This is a genomic window from Proteiniphilum sp. UBA5384 (assembly GCF_002410825.1).
Lineage (GTDB): Bacteria > Bacteroidota > Bacteroidia > Bacteroidales > Dysgonomonadaceae > Proteiniphilum.
Genome location: NZ_DHOS01000047.1, coordinates 25,758 through 43,058, shown reverse-complemented (window position 1 = coordinate 43,058; position 17,301 = coordinate 25,758). Strand labels below are relative to the sequence as shown.

The 17,301-nt window shown below is 44.7% G+C and carries 15 protein-coding genes; 5 read left to right on the top strand and 10 right to left on the bottom strand.

From position 1 onward, the window contains the following. Nucleotides 1-265: 265 nt before the first annotated feature. The 5 genes from B4G81_RS09020 to dnaG form a co-directional block, all read right to left on the bottom strand. Nucleotides 266-1,474 (bottom strand): LL-diaminopimelate aminotransferase, encoded by a 1,209-nt coding sequence (locus B4G81_RS09020; RefSeq protein WP_294081708.1) that lies wholly within the window; start codon nt 1,472-1,474, stop codon nt 266-268. A gap of 137 nt (nt 1,475-1,611) precedes the next feature. Continuing rightward, nucleotides 1,612-2,451: a diaminopimelate epimerase gene (gene dapF, locus B4G81_RS09015; protein WP_294081706.1), complete on the bottom strand. Its 840-nt coding sequence runs from the start codon at nt 2,449-2,451 to the stop codon at nt 1,612-1,614. A 292-nt stretch (nt 2,452-2,743) separates the two neighbouring features. Further along, complete coding sequence (locus tag B4G81_RS09010; protein WP_294081704.1) at nt 2,744-4,057, bottom strand: ABC transporter permease; 1,314 nt, start codon at nt 4,055-4,057, stop codon at nt 2,744-2,746. Nucleotides 4,058-4,167: 110 nt separating this feature from the next. Beyond that, on the bottom strand, nt 4,168-5,067 hold the full coding sequence (locus tag B4G81_RS09005; RefSeq protein WP_294081702.1) for an ABC transporter ATP-binding protein: 900 nt from the start codon (nt 5,065-5,067) through the stop codon (nt 4,168-4,170). 50 nt (nt 5,068-5,117) lie between these two features. Further along, nucleotides 5,118-7,145 (bottom strand): DNA primase, encoded by a 2,028-nt coding sequence (gene dnaG, locus B4G81_RS09000; protein WP_294081700.1) that lies wholly within the window; start codon nt 7,143-7,145, stop codon nt 5,118-5,120. 112 nt (nt 7,146-7,257) lie between these two features. Here dnaG and B4G81_RS08995 point away from each other — a divergent pair, with 112 nt between their 5' ends. Both B4G81_RS08995 and B4G81_RS08990 read left to right on the top strand, forming a co-directional pair. Further along, complete coding sequence (locus B4G81_RS08995) at nt 7,258-8,277, top strand: branched-chain amino acid aminotransferase (protein WP_294081698.1); 1,020 nt, start codon at nt 7,258-7,260, stop codon at nt 8,275-8,277. Nucleotides 8,278-8,564: 287 nt separating this feature from the next. Next, nucleotides 8,565-9,167: an RNA polymerase sigma factor gene (locus B4G81_RS08990; RefSeq protein WP_294081696.1), complete on the top strand. Its 603-nt coding sequence runs from the start codon at nt 8,565-8,567 to the stop codon at nt 9,165-9,167. A gap of 8 nt (nt 9,168-9,175) precedes the next feature. Here the strand turns inward: B4G81_RS08990 and B4G81_RS08985 are convergent, their stop codons facing one another. Both B4G81_RS08985 and B4G81_RS08980 read right to left on the bottom strand, forming a co-directional pair. Then, nucleotides 9,176-9,481, bottom strand: a complete 306-nt coding sequence (locus B4G81_RS08985; RefSeq protein WP_294081694.1) for a helix-turn-helix domain-containing protein — start codon at nt 9,479-9,481, stop codon at nt 9,176-9,178. Beyond that, entirely contained in the window at nt 9,468-9,794 is a 327-nt protein-coding gene (locus B4G81_RS08980) for a type II toxin-antitoxin system RelE/ParE family toxin (RefSeq protein WP_294081691.1), read from the bottom strand. Before B4G81_RS08980 ends, B4G81_RS08985 begins: the two co-directional genes overlap by 14 nt. Before the next feature lie 171 nt (nt 9,795-9,965). Here B4G81_RS08980 and B4G81_RS08975 point away from each other — a divergent pair, with 171 nt between their 5' ends. The 3 genes from B4G81_RS08975 to B4G81_RS08965 all read left to right on the top strand — a co-directional run bounded on the left by B4G81_RS08975 (nt 9,966) and on the right by B4G81_RS08965 (nt 14,562). Continuing rightward, nucleotides 9,966-11,048, top strand: coding sequence for a FecR family protein (locus tag B4G81_RS08975; RefSeq protein WP_294081689.1), 1,083 nt, complete (start codon nt 9,966-9,968; stop codon nt 11,046-11,048). Between the two features lie 90 nt (nt 11,049-11,138). Then, complete coding sequence (locus tag B4G81_RS08970) at nt 11,139-13,784, top strand: outer membrane beta-barrel protein (protein ID WP_294081688.1); 2,646 nt, start codon at nt 11,139-11,141, stop codon at nt 13,782-13,784. Nucleotides 13,785-13,980: 196 nt separating this feature from the next. Then, nucleotides 13,981-14,562 (top strand): Panacea domain-containing protein, encoded by a 582-nt coding sequence (locus tag B4G81_RS08965; protein WP_294081687.1) that lies wholly within the window; start codon nt 13,981-13,983, stop codon nt 14,560-14,562. A 341-nt stretch (nt 14,563-14,903) separates the two neighbouring features. On the opposite strand, the gene B4G81_RS08960 is transcribed toward B4G81_RS08965, so the two are convergent. The 3 genes from B4G81_RS08960 to B4G81_RS15240 all read right to left on the bottom strand — a co-directional run. Beyond that, on the bottom strand, nt 14,904-15,761 hold the full coding sequence (locus B4G81_RS08960) for a glycine betaine ABC transporter substrate-binding protein (protein ID WP_294081685.1): 858 nt from the start codon (nt 15,759-15,761) through the stop codon (nt 14,904-14,906). Beyond that, nucleotides 15,758-16,630 (bottom strand): ABC transporter permease, encoded by an 873-nt coding sequence (locus tag B4G81_RS08955; RefSeq protein WP_294081683.1) that lies wholly within the window; start codon nt 16,628-16,630, stop codon nt 15,758-15,760. Before B4G81_RS08955 ends, B4G81_RS08960 begins: the two co-directional genes overlap by 4 nt. Before the next feature lie 25 nt (nt 16,631-16,655). Next, nucleotides 16,656-17,301: CBS domain-containing protein (locus tag B4G81_RS15240; RefSeq protein WP_349678744.1), on the bottom strand; the 646-nt coding region annotated here is incomplete at its 5' end.

Here is a 17,301-nt window from a genome sequence, read left to right as displayed (position 1 = left end):
ACAACATGGTTGTCATGGAAAACGATAAAAAGCTGATTTTACCAAGGTACAAAGGTACAAGCCGGTGTTGTTCCTCACAATAGCAATAATTGGGTATTCACACATCCATTTTTACCTTTTACTTACCATTAATGAGTATTTTTGCGCCAATCAGGATAGGTCTACTAAGCCTCTCTATGCGCCACACCTTAGTATTCTCCGGAATGGAAAAAAGGATCTTGCTTCATCACTGGATATCTGTTTACTTATATGGAATTCAAAGTTTTCAATATTCCCATTTTTTGATCCGTTCTACTGCTTCAGCAGTCTTTTCATGGCTGTTAAAGGCGGTCAGCCGGAAATAGCCTTCGCCCTCGGAACCGAATCCTACGCCGGGGGTGCCTACAATATGGCATTCTTCGAGCAGGCGGTCGAAGAAAGTCCAGGAATCCATACCATCGGGACATTTCAGCCATATATAGGGTGAATTCTCGCCGCCGAAGAAAATCCATCCCTTTTCGGTCAATCCCTCCCTGATCATCTCGGCATTACGCATATAGTAAGCGACCATATCGCCCACTTCCTGCCGCCCTTGGGACGAATACACGGCTTCGGCTGCTTTTTGTACGATGTAAGGCGTGCCATTGAATTTGGTGGATTGCCGACGGTTCCACAAGCTATGGATCGGGAGCTCATCCCCATCGACAGACCTTGCTCTCAATGCTTTCGGCACCACTGTGTAACTACATCGCAATCCAGTGAAACCTGCATTTTTGGAGAAAGAACGGAACTCGATGGCACACTCCTTCGCACCTTCAATTTCGTAGATACTCCGGGGCACATCATTATCCCTGATAAAAGCTTCATAGGCGGCATCGAAAAGGATAAGGCTCCCATTTTCCAAGGCATAATCCACCCATTGTTTGAGTTGTTGCCTGGTCATCACCGTCCCCGTAGGGTTGTTGGGATAACAGAGATAAATTATATCGATAGGCTGTGAAGGTATTTCGGGCAAAAAACCATTCTCTTCACTGCAGGAAAGCAATACGATCCTTGAGGATTTGCCCAGACGCATAATATTGGTGTCGAGATAGACCGGATAGACCGGATCGGTAATAGCCACCACATTGTCCTCTCCCAGGATATCGCCGATATTTCCCGTATCGCTCTTAGAGCCGTCACCCACAAAAATTTCGTCGGGTGAGATATCAATCCCTCTCCGCCTGAAATCGATCCCTGCTATCTTCTCCCGCAGAAAACCATATCCCTGTTCCGGACCATAGCCGTGAAAAGTCTCCTTTACACCCATTTCATCCACTGCATGATGCATGGCACGAAGGACAGAGGGAGGTAGAGGTAGCGTCACATCGCCGATCCCCAGACGAATAATATCGGCTTCGGGATGTGAAGTGCTGAAATTCTCTACCCTTCTGGCAATAGTACTGAACAGATAACTTTCATTCAGTTGCAGGTAGTTTTCGTTGATCTGGAACATATATTTGATTTGATGATTTGATAATTTACTGATGTGCTAATGTGAATAATATGCTAATAAGAGTAATTAGAAAAGAAGTCGGAAGTTGAGAAGTCAAGAAGTTTGGTATTGCCCAACCACTCAGTCGCTTATCCACTTTAAAAAAATTCGCCCCGGAACACAAACCGGGCGTCTCCGGTAAGGAAGACCTGGTTATTGTCTTTCTCCCACTCAACCTCAAGGGTGCCGCCTTTGAGTTGAATCGATGCTTTGGGATCGCACCGGCCTGTGATCACTCCGGCGACCAGCGAAGCACAGGCGCCGCTTCCACAGGCAAGCGTTTCTCCACTTCCCCTTTCCCATACCCTCATTTTCAAATGCGACCGGTCGGTAACCTCGACAAATTCCACATTAGTACGTTGCGGGAAGAGGGGGTTATGTTCGATCTGCGGGCCGATCTTCTCTATTTCAAGTTCATCAATGCCATCCATAAAGATGACCACATGCGGATTGCCCATGGAGACAAAAGTGATTGGGTACTCATGTCCATCCACCTGCAGGGGATAATTCACCATTCCGGGAATGGTGACCAGAGGATATGATGCATCCGAATCAGAGAAGACCGCTTCTCCCATATTCACCCGGACTCTTTCGACTTCATTGCTCTGTGGATTTATCATCAACGAAAGATATTTTATCCCCGACTTAGTATTTAATGCAATCTCTTTTTTTGTGGTCAATCCTCTTTCATAAAGATATTTTCCTACGCAACGCGCCGCATTGCCGCACATCGCGCCTTCACTTCCGTCGGCATTATACATCTTCATCGAAAAATCTCCTTCTGTATCAGGTCCGATAAGCACAAGGCCGTCACTCCCGATACCGAAATGGCGATCACTTATCTGTCGGGACAATACTTCAGGATCTTCAACCTGCTCTTCGAATAGGTTGACATAAATATAGTCGTTGCCTGCGGCCTGCATTTTCTCGAATTGCATAATTATCTTTTTTATCTATCTACTAAAACAGTCTTCGAAGTGGAAATAGTAATCTGTCATCCCCAAAAAGCACCTGCGTGATTCCATAGAACCAGGCAAGTGCTTTAAGATTATATAGGATAAACGTCCGATTTACCAAACTAAATTGTTCCGAAAGAAGAAAACTCAAGTGGAGATATTTCTACATAAAAAATACTTCCGTCTAAAAAAACCGATTTCAATAGACAATTGTTTGTTTTTCCACAAAAATACTTCTTTTTGTCGATTTTAAAAGCAAATTTAAATCAAAATTTTATTTATACTTTACCCATTTAAGCATTTCTTTGATGGAAGGTTTCTTACCGTACATCAGTATACCAACCCTGTAAATTTTGGCAGAAAGGATGGCAATAAGTATAAATGTACCATAGAGCAATACGACCGATAGCAATTTTTCCCACAACGGAATACCAAACGGTATACGCACCATCATTACAATAGGCGAACTGAACGGAATTAACGATGTCCAGAAGGCCAACGGCCCATCGGGATTGTTCACGCTATAAAATCCTGCCAGGAAGGCAAATACAATAATAAGTGTTACAGGCGTCATGAACTGCCCGGTGTCCTCCTCGCTATCCACTGCGGATGCGAACATGGCAAAGATAGACGCATACAAAATATATCCTCCTATAAAAAAGAGGATGAAATAAAATCCAATCTCTAACCAGTTGATGGACATCACGGTACTCATCATTCCTTCTATTTCAAAGTTGCCCATTTCGGGCGGCATGGCCGCCGCGCTCATTTGTCCGGAAGAAGCGATAAAAAAGGAGAGTCCACTAAAAAAGAGTCCCATTAATATCCCCCAGATAACCAATTGAGTAATTCCCACCAATCCTATCCCTATTATCTTACCGACCAATAGGTTGACCGGTTTTACGGAAGAGACCATCACCTCTACGATACGGCTCTTTTTCTCTTCCAACACCGCCTGCATAACCATATTCCCATACATCAGTATAAACATGTAGATAAGGATAGTGAACAGCATGCCGATGATGGTCGCCAATTCGGTAGACGATTCTGAGACACCTCCACCACTGTCGAGTCGGAATGTGCGCAGTGAGACTTTTGACCCTTCTTCCACGATGGAACGAACCTGTGTAATGGCTTCCATATCCACGTTGCCCGATAAAGAAAGATCATCCAATTTTTGCTGTGTCACCTTCTCACTCAGCACACTCACAATTATCGACTGCAATTCTTGCGGCGCCTGCTTCTGGGATGTGAGTGAAACGGCACGAGGGTCTTTGTGCAAGTCCTCAGTAATTTGCAAAATAGCAAATAAATCCTTTCCCAATCGCGACTCCGTGTCCCGTTGTTCCGATGCACCAATGACCTGGAACTGATAAGCGTCGGTTGACTTCAACAGGGTCGCATAGATACCCGTGTTGTCGATGACGGCCACATTCTTTACATTACCGTCGTTGAGCGTGGAAAGCCACAGGGGCACCATGGTCAATGCCACCATCAGCACCGGCATAAGAAGAGTGAGAATAATGAATGATTTTTTCCTTACTCGGGTAATATATTCTCGTTGGATTACTAAACCTAATTTGTTCATAATTCAAATTTATTCCGTAAATTCAAATGTTTGCCAGGCTCAACATAATAAACAAGGTTTTCTCTGCATTCGTTTGTCACAAACATTCGGTTATTTTTAGATCGTGCGTATTATTTCGTTACGGTTCTGATAAATACGTCGTTCATGGTAGGTAGTTCTTCATCATAACTCACTACTTCATACTTATTAAGAATTAATTTCACCAATTCATTGTTGCTGATATCACCTACTTTTTGGATACGCAAATTGATGAATTCATGATAACGTTCTTTTGACAACAATGTAAAAGAAGGATGCTCCAAATCAAATTCACTTCCCGTCAGGCGAAAGCGAAAAATATTGGGACGATGTTCCTTGCGGATATCGAATACTTTCCCCTGTAATACTACCTGCGACTTATGGATCAGCGCGATATTATCACACAACTCCTCTACCGACTCCATATTATGAGTGGAGAGGATGATGGTCTTTCCCTCCTCTTTGAGTCGGAGCATCTCTCGCTTCACAATATCCGCATTCACAGGGTCGAAACCACTGAAAGGCTCATCAAAAATCAGCAAGTCGGGATTATGGATCACGGTGGAGATAAACTGAACTTTCTGTTGCATCCCCTTCGACAACTCCTCTACTTTACGGTTGTACCAGTCCATAATGCCGAACCGTTTAAACCATATCATCAGTTCCCGATGAGCATCTTTCTTCGACAATCCCCTCAGTTGCGCCAGATACATCGCCTGCTCACCTACCTTCATCTTTTTGTACAATCCACGCTCTTCAGGCAAGTAACCTATCTTGTACACATCCTCAGCTTTTGAAGGAGTTCCGTCAATCATCACTTCTCCACTGTCGGGAGCAGTAATACGGGTAATGATGCGGATCAACGTAGTCTTACCCGCACCGTTCGGGCCTAACAACCCAAAGACTGTGGCACGGGGCACCTCAATACTCACATTATTCAATGCCAGATGATTGGCATATTGTTTTACTACATTCCTGGTTTCTAAGTACATCTATTTTAATTACTAATTACCAATGGACTAATGACCTATTATTGCATAGCCTAATATTTTAGTATTATCCTCTCTCCTAACTCTTTCGAGAGAATTTTCTTTATCTCCTGCAACTGTTGCAGCCGGACAATAAGTGAAAGAGAATCATCTTCGCTAGTATGTTTCATCTCCTCTTTTATCTGCTTTATCTGTTGCAGTACGTAGGCATTTTTCAGCTCAGTAGTAGCACGGGGTACATAGGAATTCAGCAGATTCTCCTCCAATAGTCGCGAACTTTTATCATCAATTTCCTCACCCAATATCTTCGCATGGATCTTACTCAGGTGATAGCGGTCGCTCATTAACTCCGACGCCAATTTGCTGATGGCCGGATCGGCATGCGACAGGAAGTGGCGGCCGGCATCAAAATCCGTCTCCTCCATATACGCCACGGCTTCTTCAAAAATCCGTCCGTACAGGCTGGTGGTAAATGTGATATTATCACGCTCCAGGTCGAACTTCACAAATTCGGTGACACCCGGTCCCTCTTCCACCAGCACATCCTCCTCGATGACCTCCTTTCCCTGTTTCCGTTTTTGTTTCTCAAACTTCCGGTAAATCGGCCGGTTACCGTAGCGGATCACATAACGGAGTATCTCTTTTTCATATTTTTCGTAAGGACTTTTTGAAGATACCCTGATTCTCACCTCTTCCCCGGATATGGGAATATCCTCCAGTTCGCGATCGGGTTGTAAGACAGATTCTTTCTCCTTCTGATCCTTTTTCTTTTCGTAGTTGCGGCGGCGTATCTTGTTGATCTCTGAAATCAGTACACGCTCCTGCATGTCCAACAGCTGGGAACATTCCTGGATATAGACAGAGCGGGTAATCGTATTAGGTATCAGTGAAATACTCTCTACCACGTTTGATATCAGTCCCGCCCGCTTGACAGGGTCATCGCCTACCTCTTTGAGCAGCAGTTGTGTTTTAAACCGGATGAAATCCGCTTCATTTTCAGCAATATATCGATGAAAACCTTCTGCATTCTGTTTTCTGGCAAACGAGTCGGGATCCTCTCCTTGGGGGAGAAGTACCACTTTCACGTTCATACCGTCTTCCAACAGCAGGTCGATACCCCTCAAAGCCGCTTTAATCCCTGCTGCATCACCGTCATACAAGACGGTGATATTCTCTGAAAAACGGTGGATCATGCGGATCTGGCCGTAAGTAAGCGCCGTCCCCGACGAAGCCACCACATTTTCAATGCCCGCCTGGTGCATCGAGATCACATCGGTATATCCTTCCACCAGAAAGCACTTATCCTGTTTTACGATGGCGTTCTTGGCAAAATAGATCCCGTAGAGCTCCTTGCTTTTGGAATAGATTTCGCTTTCGGGCGAATTCACATACTTCCCGGTATTCTCTACCTTTTTGAGAATGCGTCCGCCAAAGGCGACCACCTTACCGGAGAGTGTATGGACAGGGAAAAGGACCCTTCCCCGGAAACGATCGTACAGCGGCTGCCCTTCATTACCGGTAGACAATCCCGTTTTCAGCAGGAAATCCCGTTTATACCCGGCTTTCTGCGCTTCGACCGAAAAGGCGTCACGTTGCTCCAAACTGTAGCCCAGTTGGAATTTTTTTATAATGTCATCCCGGAATCCTCTTTCCTTGAAATAGCTAAGGCCAACCGCCTTACCTTCGGGATGGGTATGCAATAGCTGAACAAAATAATCGCGGGCATACTCATTGAGGATAAACATACTCTCGCGATCGCTTTGCGCCTGCTTCTCCTCATTGGTCAGCTCTTTTTCCACCACCTCGATATTGTACTTCTTAGCGAGGTACTTCAGCGCTTCGTAGTAAGAGAGCTGTTCGTGTTTCATCACGAAGTGTATCGGGGTTCCCCCCTCGCCGCAAGCAAAACACTTGCAGATATTCTTGGCGGGAGAGACGTAAAACGAAGGCGTGCGGTCGTCATGGAACGGACACAAGCCCACCCAGTTCACACCCCTGCGCTTGAGCGTGACAAAGTCGGACACGACATCTACAATTTGTGCCGCATCCTGAATACGTCCTATAGTTATCTGGTCAATCATTTGGCAGCACGAAAATACTCATTTTTCCTGTAAAAGAATGCTAATTGAAAAAATAAAGTCCTATATTTGTAGTGTATTTAGTCTAACTCAAATACTATTAAATATTAAGAAGATGGATGCAATCGATTGGTCGAATTTGTCATTCGGCTACATGAAAACAGACTATAACGTACGCAGTCATTACCGCGACGGAAAATGGAGCGACCCCGAGCTGGAAACATCGGAACATATCAACCTCCACATGGCGGCTACCAGCCTGCATTACGGGCAGGAAGCATTTGAAGGGCTGAAAGCATTTCGCGGGAAAGACGGCAAGGTCCGTATTTTCCGGATGAGGGAGAATGCCTTGCGCCTGCAATCCTCCTGCCACGGTATCATGATGGCAGAACTGCCGGTGGAACTGTTTGAAGAGATGGTGCTATTGGCTGTAAAGAAGAATGCACGCTTTGTGCCTCCCTATGAAAGTGGAGCGGCCCTCTATATCCGCCCGTTGCTTATCGGCACCAGCGCCCAGGTGGGGGTAAAACCGGCCAAGGAATACACTTTCCTTATTTTTGTGACCCCGGTAGGCCCTTACTTTAAAGAAGGGTTCAAACCCACTCCCATGGTCATTATGCGTGAGTATGACCGGGCGGCCCCACTCGGAACCGGAACTTTTAAGGTAGGGGGAAACTATGCTGCCAGTCTGCGCTCAGGGGAGAAAGCACACGAGATGGGTTATTCCGCCGTGCTTTATCTCGATGCAAGAGAAAAGAAATATATCGACGAATGTGGTCCGGCCAACTTCTTCGGGATCAGGGACAATACCTATATCACCCCCAAATCGGAATCCATTCTGCCTTCCATCACCAATAAGAGCCTGATGCAACTTGCTGAAGAGATGGGAATGAAAGTAGAACGTCGCCCGATATTGGAAGATGAACTGGCCACTTTCGAGGAAGCGGGTGCCTGCGGCACGGCCGCCGTGATCAGTCCCATTCTACGGATCGACGACCTGAGTGAAAACAAAAGTTATCATTTCTCCAAAAATGGTGAAGCTGGGCCTGTAAGCAAGAAACTATACGAAAAACTGCGTGCCATTCAATATGGCGATGAACCCGACAAATACGGATGGGTAACGGTTTTGGAGTGAGTAGGAATATATCGTTGGGAAGGGGGTAAAAAAGAATAACTATGTTTTTAGAATTGCGTATCACTACGAAAAAATAAAAACATAGTTAAGATTTTGGTTGGATTAAAAAATCAATGCGCGTAATTCTATTTTTAATGAATCCGAAACAAAGGTAGGGCATTCTTACCAACTGACAGAGACCTCCTGATAACTATTTCCATGTTCGGGGAAAAATTCCACAACTATATTTCTCAGCCTTCGGGTACGTATTCCCTCCTTTTGATGTGTCCTTATGCAAAACCCGTCGCATGCAACAACCCGAACCCAACATACAACAATTATTCTACCGCATAAAAGAGGGAGACAAAGCAGCATTCAATATTTTGTTTCGATTGCAATATGAGACTATTTTGGGTTTTGCGAAGAGTTATCTGGGTGATACCAGAAAAGCCGGAGAGGTTGTCTCCGACCTGTTCGTCTGGCTCTGGCTGAATCGTGAGCGCATTGATGGGATCGACTCACCCGAAATTTACCTGTTTAAAAGCGTGAAAAACCGTTGCTTGAACGCGTTGAGGAATAATAACAAAGTCGTGCCTATCGACGAACAACCGCTGCCGGTACAACCGTCGACCGATGATACACCGCTATCACTAATCGAACACAAGGAATTATCAGCAAGGCTGCACACACTTATCAAAAATCTCCCTGCCCAGCAGCGACAGGTTTTCAAGATGATCAAGGAAAGTGGTTTAACCGCCCGGCAAACCGCTAAAATTCTCGATCTTTCACAACGGACTGTCGAAACCCATCTCTATAAAGCCGTGAAAAAGCTGGAAGAAGAAATTTCCCTCTATTTAGGTTATTCTCCGTGCAGAAAACAAATGAAAAAGATACTGGCAGTGTTGTGGTAGTTTCAAAATCAACCCACTTGCCGGGTGATTTCTACTCTCAAATTCAAAGCATTCATGATACGGTAAAAGAATCCTACACTCGGATTGACATTACCATTCTCCAATTTTGAGATGTACGATTTATCCACACCGAGCCGTTTGGCCAGTTCCGACTGGGTGATCTTTTCACTTTTACGTGCATCCAGAATAACCTGCCCCGTATAAAAGGCATAAGCTTTTTCATCAAATTCAGCACGTTCAGGAGTACCGTGCTCTCCGAATTCTTTTGCCAATTCAGCACTTAAATCTCTTATTTCATTATCATTCTCTTCCATAATACGCTGCTTTAATCTTTAATGATTTCTCAATTTCTCTTTTTGAAGTCTTTTGCGTTTTCTTTTGAAAACCATTAAAAAGAACAACTATTGTATCTCCATCAAAAATGAAAAATAGTCGGAATACATTTCCACTATATGCTATTCTCAATTCATATAAGCCGTCTTTTATATATTTGATAAATTTGACAGGCAATCGATCATACGTTTCGAGCAATGATAATACATATTTTACTTTCAATTGCTCTTTATCGGTCAATGAATGTAAAAATGTATGATAGTAATCTCCAAAAGCAATGACTTTCCTTCTCATACAATTTATATTACGGTCATATGAACACTTTCAAAGGACAAATATATAAATAGTTGATATATATTGCAACTTTTTCCGGTTTTTTTTTATCAGTTCCGTCAAAATTTTTCTTTCCACTACGTATTTTTTGTAGTTGTTGTGTCTTCATTATAAACGACAAACTTTACAGCAATGACAAAAAAAACATTCGCCGCTTTACTATCCAAGGAGATCGGCGGCAATATATCAGAAAAAGAACGGAGTGATCTACATAGGGTTCTGGCAGAAAATCCCCGAATGAAAGATATTTACGATGAAATACATATCTTCATGCAGGAAAAGGAATCGTTGACCGATGTGGATATCGATACTCAATTGGATAAGGTATGGGATAAGATCGACCAAATGCCTGAAGTTGATTACCACAGTCTGAAACAACACAAACGAATAAAACCTTCCGCCATTGTTTGGGATCCGCAAGAGTTGTCCCGTATGTCAAAACCAAAAAAACATATCATCCCGGTATGGGCACGGATTGCCGCATCGATAGCCCTCTTGATTGGATTAGGCTGGCTGGCTTACTATTACTCTCTGCCAGGGGAAGAGCTCTATAGCCAGGTAATGGAGTCAGGCAATGAAAACCTGTACGCAGTCCTCGACGACGGTACACAGGTATGGCTCAATAAACACTCCCGGATTGCCTATAACGACCGTTTCGGCGAGAAATCCCGGAAAATACGTCTTACGGGGGAAGCCTTCTTCGATGTGCCCCACCGGCCCGAAGTACCCCTCACCGTCACTGCCCGCGACATTGATGTGACGGTAAAAGGTACCGCTTTCAATATCGATGCCGCTTCGCAAGATATTGAAGTGGCATTGATCCGCGGGTTGGTAGCCGTGAAAGACAACCGCAAAAAAAACACCAAAGAGGTGCTGTTGCAACCCAACCAGAAAATTGTAGTACGTGACGGCCATATCCTAACGGGCGACAGCAGTTACGTAATCCGCGACATAGTACAGGAGAACGACACGATCATCCCCGAAACACAATGGTTGAAAGGCTCACTGGTTTTCCGGAAACAACGGTTTTCCGATTTGGCCAAACTGATGGAAGAGCGTTACAAGGTAACTATACAGATAAAAAACAGCGCATTGGCCGAACAACGTTTCACGGGAAGCATCAAGAGCGAGACACTCCAACAGATGCTCGACGCCCTGAAACAATCCTATCCCTTCAACTACGAGATAGAGGCTAAAAAAGTTATTATCCATTAAATAATTATCTGCAGAAATGAATTGCCTCGTAAAAAGCTGACAGGATATCGCCATCATTCAGCGTCCGGGAGAACTTAAAACACCATTCACATGCAATCGACGAATATGCACTATCTGAAAATAACACTTTTTTTCATTACTCTACTTCTTCTGACGACCGGTTTGCAGGCGCAGACCAGCCTCGTCACTGTTTCTGCAGCGAACGCGTCCGCGAAGGACGTGTTCGCTGAGATACAACAAAAAAGCGGTTACCGCATCCTCTACAACGACGAGATTGTGCCGGACGAACTGCGGGTAAGTGTCCATGCCGAAAACAGGTCGGTAAAAGAGATACTTAATGACCTGTTACATAATACCGGACTAATTTTCGTGATGCCGTCGGACGAACTGATCATCATCACAAAATCGGAGTATGTGAGAGAGCAGCAGGAGATATTCGGCACGGTCACCGATGAAAACGATGAATCGGTACCCTTTGCCAATGTCATTTTATTCCTTGCCAACGACACAACCCGATTCGGTTACGGCGCCGTAACCGATTACGATGGCTATTACAAACTGTCCGGCGTGAAACCGGGTGATTACCGGCTGCGGATCTCTTTTATGGGTTATAAGACAGCTTATACCGATCTCTCTATCCCGGCAGACAGCCGTGAACCGGCGATTTGCAATTTCAAACTGGAAAAAGATATTAGCCTATTGGAGGAACTGGTGGTGGAAGCTGATCATCCCGTGATGAAAGTAGATCGGGAGAAAATCATTTACCATATCCCTACCTTTCTGAAAAACAAACCGGTAACAAATGCCTACGAGGCAATCAGGGAAATTCCGGGAGTGATGGAGCAGCAAGGGCTCTTAACACTCATTGGTACAAACGGAATGACCATTCTTTTGAACGGTCAGAAAAGCTCTTTGCCTTATGAGCAATTAATGGAAACACTGCGGGGTATTCCGGTATCACGCGTGGAAAATATCGAGGTGATGTACAGTGCGCCACCGCAATACAATGTACGCGGAGCAGCGATCAACGTGGTACTGAAACAGATTTCAGACGAAAACAAGGAACAGGATGTATGGCAAGGTGAGACAGCAGCGGAGTATATGCAACACCATTATGCCGGTGGCAACGGGCGGGTCAATCTCCTCTACCTGGGAAAACAGACTTCGGTAGATGCCTCTTATTCTTACAGGAACGGCAAAAGGTTCAATTCGGAAGACCTGACGGCCGCGCATACCTTACAAGGCAGAGTGTACGATATCACACAACACAGCGAGGGGCGGTCAAAAGGTCAAAACCATACTGCCCGACTGGCTTTACAACGAACGTTGAAGAACAAAGACAAAATAGATATTGCCTACACCGGCATGTTTGATGATGGAAAGTCTGACCGGATAGCCGGCACAGATATTTCAGGGGTAGTAACCGATACGAAGACCAGCTCCGAAGGTCCTTCCTCCACACACAACATAAAAACCGATTATAGCGCCCATTTCGGATTGAATATCGGCGCGGATTATACTTCTTTCACCGATCGATCGGACTACCTCATGCAAAACTCATTCAGGAATGCTGAGGCCGGGACGGAAGAACTTGCTTACGACTCCAGACAGAAAATCGACCGCATTATGTTTTACGCCAACCAGTCGCACCCGCTCAAGAACAATTGGCGTATTGATTATGGGATCAATTATTCGGGAGTGCGCGTCAAAAACCGATCCGATGCCTTGAAAGACGGCGTTGAATATGAGGATGCCACCTTCGATACCCGGCAGCAGGAACATATCTGGAATTTCTTCGCCGGCTTTTCCAAGACGTTTACCGACAAATTATCCGCCCAGGCATCCATCGCCATGGAGTATTATAACGCCAAAGAAAAGTCCCGGGGAACCGAAAAACAACTTTGGAATGATGTTGCGTGGTTTCCCACGGTGAATATAAGCTATCGTCCCGCTCCCATGCATATCTTCCAGTTCGCCGTTTCTTCCGATAAAAGATATCCCTCTTACTGGAATATGAGTCCGAATATGTTTTATTTCAGTTCCTACGGAGTAATATTGGGGAATCCTTATCTCCGCCCACAGAGAGATTACAGCGTGGGATTGACTTATATCTTCCGGCAGAAGTATGTGATCCGTCCCTATATAAACTACATTCCCGGGTATTTTGCGCAATTACCCTATCAATCGCCCCACGAACTGCGGCAGGAATTCCTGGAACAGAACTATACCTATCGCCGGAATATCGGGTTAATGGCGGTGATACCGTTCCATATCGGCAAGCGCATTTCATCGAGGTTTATCGCCAACGGCGTATACTGGAGAGAGAAAGATGATGACTTTTTTGATATCCCGTTCGACAGGGAGACTGTGGTCGGGATATTCCAGATGAACCACGATATCATCCTCGCATCCCGACCCGACCTGAAGATGAATATTTCGGGATATGTCTCCACGCCAAGCGCCACACAGGGTATCTATGACCTGGGCGCTTCGGGTAACCTCTCAGGAGCATTCACCTGGACATTCCAAGAAGACCGCGCCAGACTTATCCTGAAAGCCGACGACATTTTTAATACAAGGATTCCCACAGCATCCATCGATTTTAAAGGACAGAAAAGCAGCCTGAAAGCATTTCAGGACACCCGTTTATTTTCCCTCTCTTTCGTTTACCGGTTTGGAGGGTACAAAGAAAAAGAACGCAAAGAGGTCGATACTTCCCGGTTTGGGGGATTGTAATTATAATACTCGAAGTTAAATATAAATCTTGCGGATCTGAATTTCCGAAAAACAGATTAAACTTTTAAAGCGAAAAAGGTCTAAACAAGAAATGACATAACAAATAAAACAGTTAAAAACAACATTTTATGATTATCCTGTTGTAAATATGTTATACATTTGTAATGACAATAAATAGACAATCACTAGAAGACCAATGAAGCATTATTCGCAAGATACGGTAAGCAAAATAGGAAATGCTATTGTTTATTTTTCAGATAGAATTCCTGATCTGAGTAAAACCAAGTTATTGAAACTTCTTTATTTGCTCGAGGAGTGTTCTGCAATAAAAAACAATACTCCCTTTTTTGGTCTTAATTTTGAAGTATGGCAAGCCGGTCCGGTAGTAAAAGATGTGTATATCGACTTATCAAATGATCAGCCGTACCTCCTTAAAGACTATGTCGCAACACATTCAGATGGAAATAACACTTACATTTCCGCCAAAGTATCTTTTAATGATGACGAGTTTTCAGATATTGATCTGGAATTAATGGATTATGTTGTTTCTAAATATGGCAACAAGACTGCCAAGCAGTTGGTGAAACATACCCATAACAAAAATTCCGCCTGGTACAAAGCAGCTTCAGAAAATGGGTTACTTGATCTTTTTGACTCGGGAAAGACAAACCATTCTAATATTGAGATTGATTTAGCACATTACTTATCCGGATGCGATGCTGCACTTTATGCAGAAAACAGAGAGGTAATGGATGCATTCAATATGCTTAAAAAATAGAATATGTTTGCCCCGGGGACAATTCTATATTTTACTCCATTTTATTTTGAAAATGGCAGTCCGCCAAATTTTCCATTAGATACCTATGTGTATGGAGAACAAGTAGACACAATGAATTATAGCTTGCTTACCGAAATATACAAAGTGGAGAACAAGGATTATATTAAATTAGGAAGATTGTCAGAAAATGAGTTTAATGCCCTAAGAGAATGCCTTATTAAATCAAGCAAAGTCAAAAGAAAGATAAAGAAACTCCTTTCCAAAATTATTTAGACACCTGACCCCTCAAAAGTAACATATTTGTTCTTAAAAGACAAATAAAATACCTAAATGTTTATTTATTATTTTCGTAACTCATCCTCCTTCTTTTCATCAAGCAGCGGCTCGAACATATCGCGGTGCTTGTCATAGAAACGGCGCACGGCGATTTCCGGATCTCTCTCATCAATCGTTTCATCTATGAGGTCCTCCAGCAAGTGATCATCAAGTTTGAGTTTTTGGAAGAATTGTGCCACATCGGGTTGATCTTCCGCAAACCCTTCACGGGTGACGATCGTGATCTCATCGGTAGGGTAAATACCTTTGGGGTCTTCCAATGCTTTTAGGTCGAATATGGCCCACATCTGATGGGGCTTCCAGCCCGTAATCACAATCCAATCGTCCGTCGCCCCCGCTTTGCGGGTCGCTGCGAGCATGGCAGTCTCGGAGGAGCTTACCTGCTGGTACTCCAGACCGTATTCCTTGATTGCCCGCTCGGTGTTGCCATGGATACCCGCCCCGGCACCGATACCATATATCTTGCCTCCTTCGAACTTATCTTTATGTTCGTTCAGCTCTTCGATGGAGTTGATACCGACATAGGCAGGCACGACAAGCCCGGTAATACCGTTGTCGAATACAACACCCCCGACCTCTAACCTGTCTCCAAACCGGTCCCAGTAATATTCATGTGTATAAGGTAGCCATGCGGCCATATAGACATCGGCATCGCCTCTCGACAAAGCAGCAAAGATAGGACCCGGCTCCAGCCTTTTCAGGTCTACCGTGTAGCCTTTCTCTTCCAATATCACTTTGGCCAGGTAGGTAATCGCAATCCCTTCCGTCCAATTGGGATACAACATCAGCACATCCTGCTTGTATCTTCTTTCGCATGCCATGAGCATTACCATGGCAAGCAGTATGATTCTTATTTTCTTCATGATTCTTTATTTTCTTTTCGTCCGACAGACTGGGTCATCCGGTCAAGAATGATTGCCAGGATCACGATACAAAGTCCCGCTTCGAAGCCCAACGCCACATCGGCCTGCTGGATACTCGCGTAGACACTTTCTCCCAGTCCCCGTGCGCCTACCATGGAAGCGATCACGACCATCGACAAGGCGAGCATGATCACCTGGTTTACGCCGGCGAGTATGGTGGACATGGCCAGCGGGATTTGCACTTTGAAAAGTGTCTGTCGTTTGGTACATCCAAAGGCGACAGAAGCCTCCACCGTCTCTTTGGGCACTTCAAGGATGCCCAGCGCCGTCATTCTCACTGCCGGTGGCAATGAAAATATCACGGTCGCCAGTACTCCCGGCACATTTCCTACCGAGAAGAAAAGGATGGCGGGAATCAGGTAAACAAAAGCCGGCATGGTCTGCATGAAGTCCAGGATCGGCTTCACCACCGCATTGGTCCTTGCACTCCGCGCACACCAGATTCCCAATGGGATACCGATCAGCAGAATGATGAAAGTAGCCACCATCACCAGAATAAAAGTGTCAGTCATCTCTTGCCAATACCCCATCAGGTATACCAGAGTAAGTCCCAACAGGCAGAAGATGGGGAGCCCGAAATAAGTCTTCCAGTTTTTAGAGGTAATATGAAAGCGGGTAAAGCTTTTATTCTTCAGGAAAAAGGCGCCTACGGCGAACAGGGCGATCAACAAGAAAGGGGGTATTGCCGTCAATCCTTCCTGTAACACATCCACCGTATTCTCGATCATGATGGTTATCTGCCGGAAGACGGGAGCACCCACCAGTGACAGCCAATCTACAAAATCCTCTATATATTTTCCTATATTCATCTTTTATCTATTTAGTATATTATTTTTAATTACTCTCCATCGTATCCATAACATCGGAACCGACAACCATTGAAACCACATCGGAATGATTCACAAACCCCATCACTCTTTCTTTGTCATCGACCACGGGCACGGGATATTGCTGACCTATAAAGTGCGGCAACAACTCCGACACCGGCGTCTCCGGGGAAACATGAGGCATATCAATGATTATTTTTTTGAGGTCGTTGTTATTCTCACCCAGCAACCTTTTTACATCCTTCTGAAGGATATATCCTTTGAACACATCATTCTTGTCCTCTACAGCCATAAACCTGAAACCCAATCGGTTCATCACCCTGTCGGCATACGCAGGACCATCCTTCCCCAACAAGATCCGCTCACGGAAGGGCTTCATAATGGCTGAAGCGGTAATGACCCTTCCCATATCCACATTGCCAATAAACTCCTTGACATAATCATCCGCCGGATGCAATAAGATCTGCTCCGGCTCACCTTGCTGCACAATCTCTCCGTCTTTCATGATGGCGATATGGTCGCCTATTTTAAGCGCTTCATCCAGATCGTGGGTAATGAAGATGATGGTTGTCCTCAACTTATTATGGATATCGATCAGGTCATCCTGCATCTGGCTCCTGATCAGCGGGTCGAGAGCGCTGAACGCCTCGTCC

Coding starts and splice junctions, on each gene's coding strand:
- B4G81_RS08985 (WP_294081694.1), bottom strand. CDS start 9,481: ATGGAAGAGAATGATAATGAAATAAGAGATTTAAGTGCTGAATTGGCA.
- B4G81_RS09005 (WP_294081702.1), bottom strand. CDS start 5,067: ATGTACTTAGAAACCAGGAATGTAGTAAAACAATATGCCAATCATCTG.
- B4G81_RS08960 (WP_294081685.1), bottom strand. CDS start 15,761: ATGAAGAAAATAAGAATCATACTGCTTGCCATGGTAATGCTCATGGCA.
- B4G81_RS09010 (WP_294081704.1), bottom strand. CDS start 4,057: ATGAACAAATTAGGTTTAGTAATCCAACGAGAATATATTACCCGAGTA.
- B4G81_RS08980 (WP_294081691.1), bottom strand. CDS start 9,794: ATGAGAAGGAAAGTCATTGCTTTTGGAGATTACTATCATACATTTTTA.
- B4G81_RS08970 (WP_294081688.1), top strand. CDS start 11,139: ATGCAATCGACGAATATGCACTATCTGAAAATAACACTTTTTTTCATT.
- dnaG (WP_294081700.1), bottom strand. CDS start 7,145: ATGATTGACCAGATAACTATAGGACGTATTCAGGATGCGGCACAAATT.
- B4G81_RS08975 (WP_294081689.1), top strand. CDS start 9,966: ATGACAAAAAAAACATTCGCCGCTTTACTATCCAAGGAGATCGGCGGC.
- B4G81_RS08995 (WP_294081698.1), top strand. CDS start 7,258: ATGGATGCAATCGATTGGTCGAATTTGTCATTCGGCTACATGAAAACA.
- B4G81_RS08990 (WP_294081696.1), top strand. CDS start 8,565: ATGCAACAACCCGAACCCAACATACAACAATTATTCTACCGCATAAAA.
- dapF (WP_294081706.1), bottom strand. CDS start 2,451: ATGCAATTCGAGAAAATGCAGGCCGCAGGCAACGACTATATTTATGTC.
- B4G81_RS08965 (WP_294081687.1), top strand. CDS start 13,981: ATGAAGCATTATTCGCAAGATACGGTAAGCAAAATAGGAAATGCTATT.
- B4G81_RS09020 (WP_294081708.1), bottom strand. CDS start 1,474: ATGTTCCAGATCAACGAAAACTACCTGCAACTGAATGAAAGTTATCTG.
- B4G81_RS08955 (WP_294081683.1), bottom strand. CDS start 16,630: ATGAATATAGGAAAATATATAGAGGATTTTGTAGATTGGCTGTCACTG.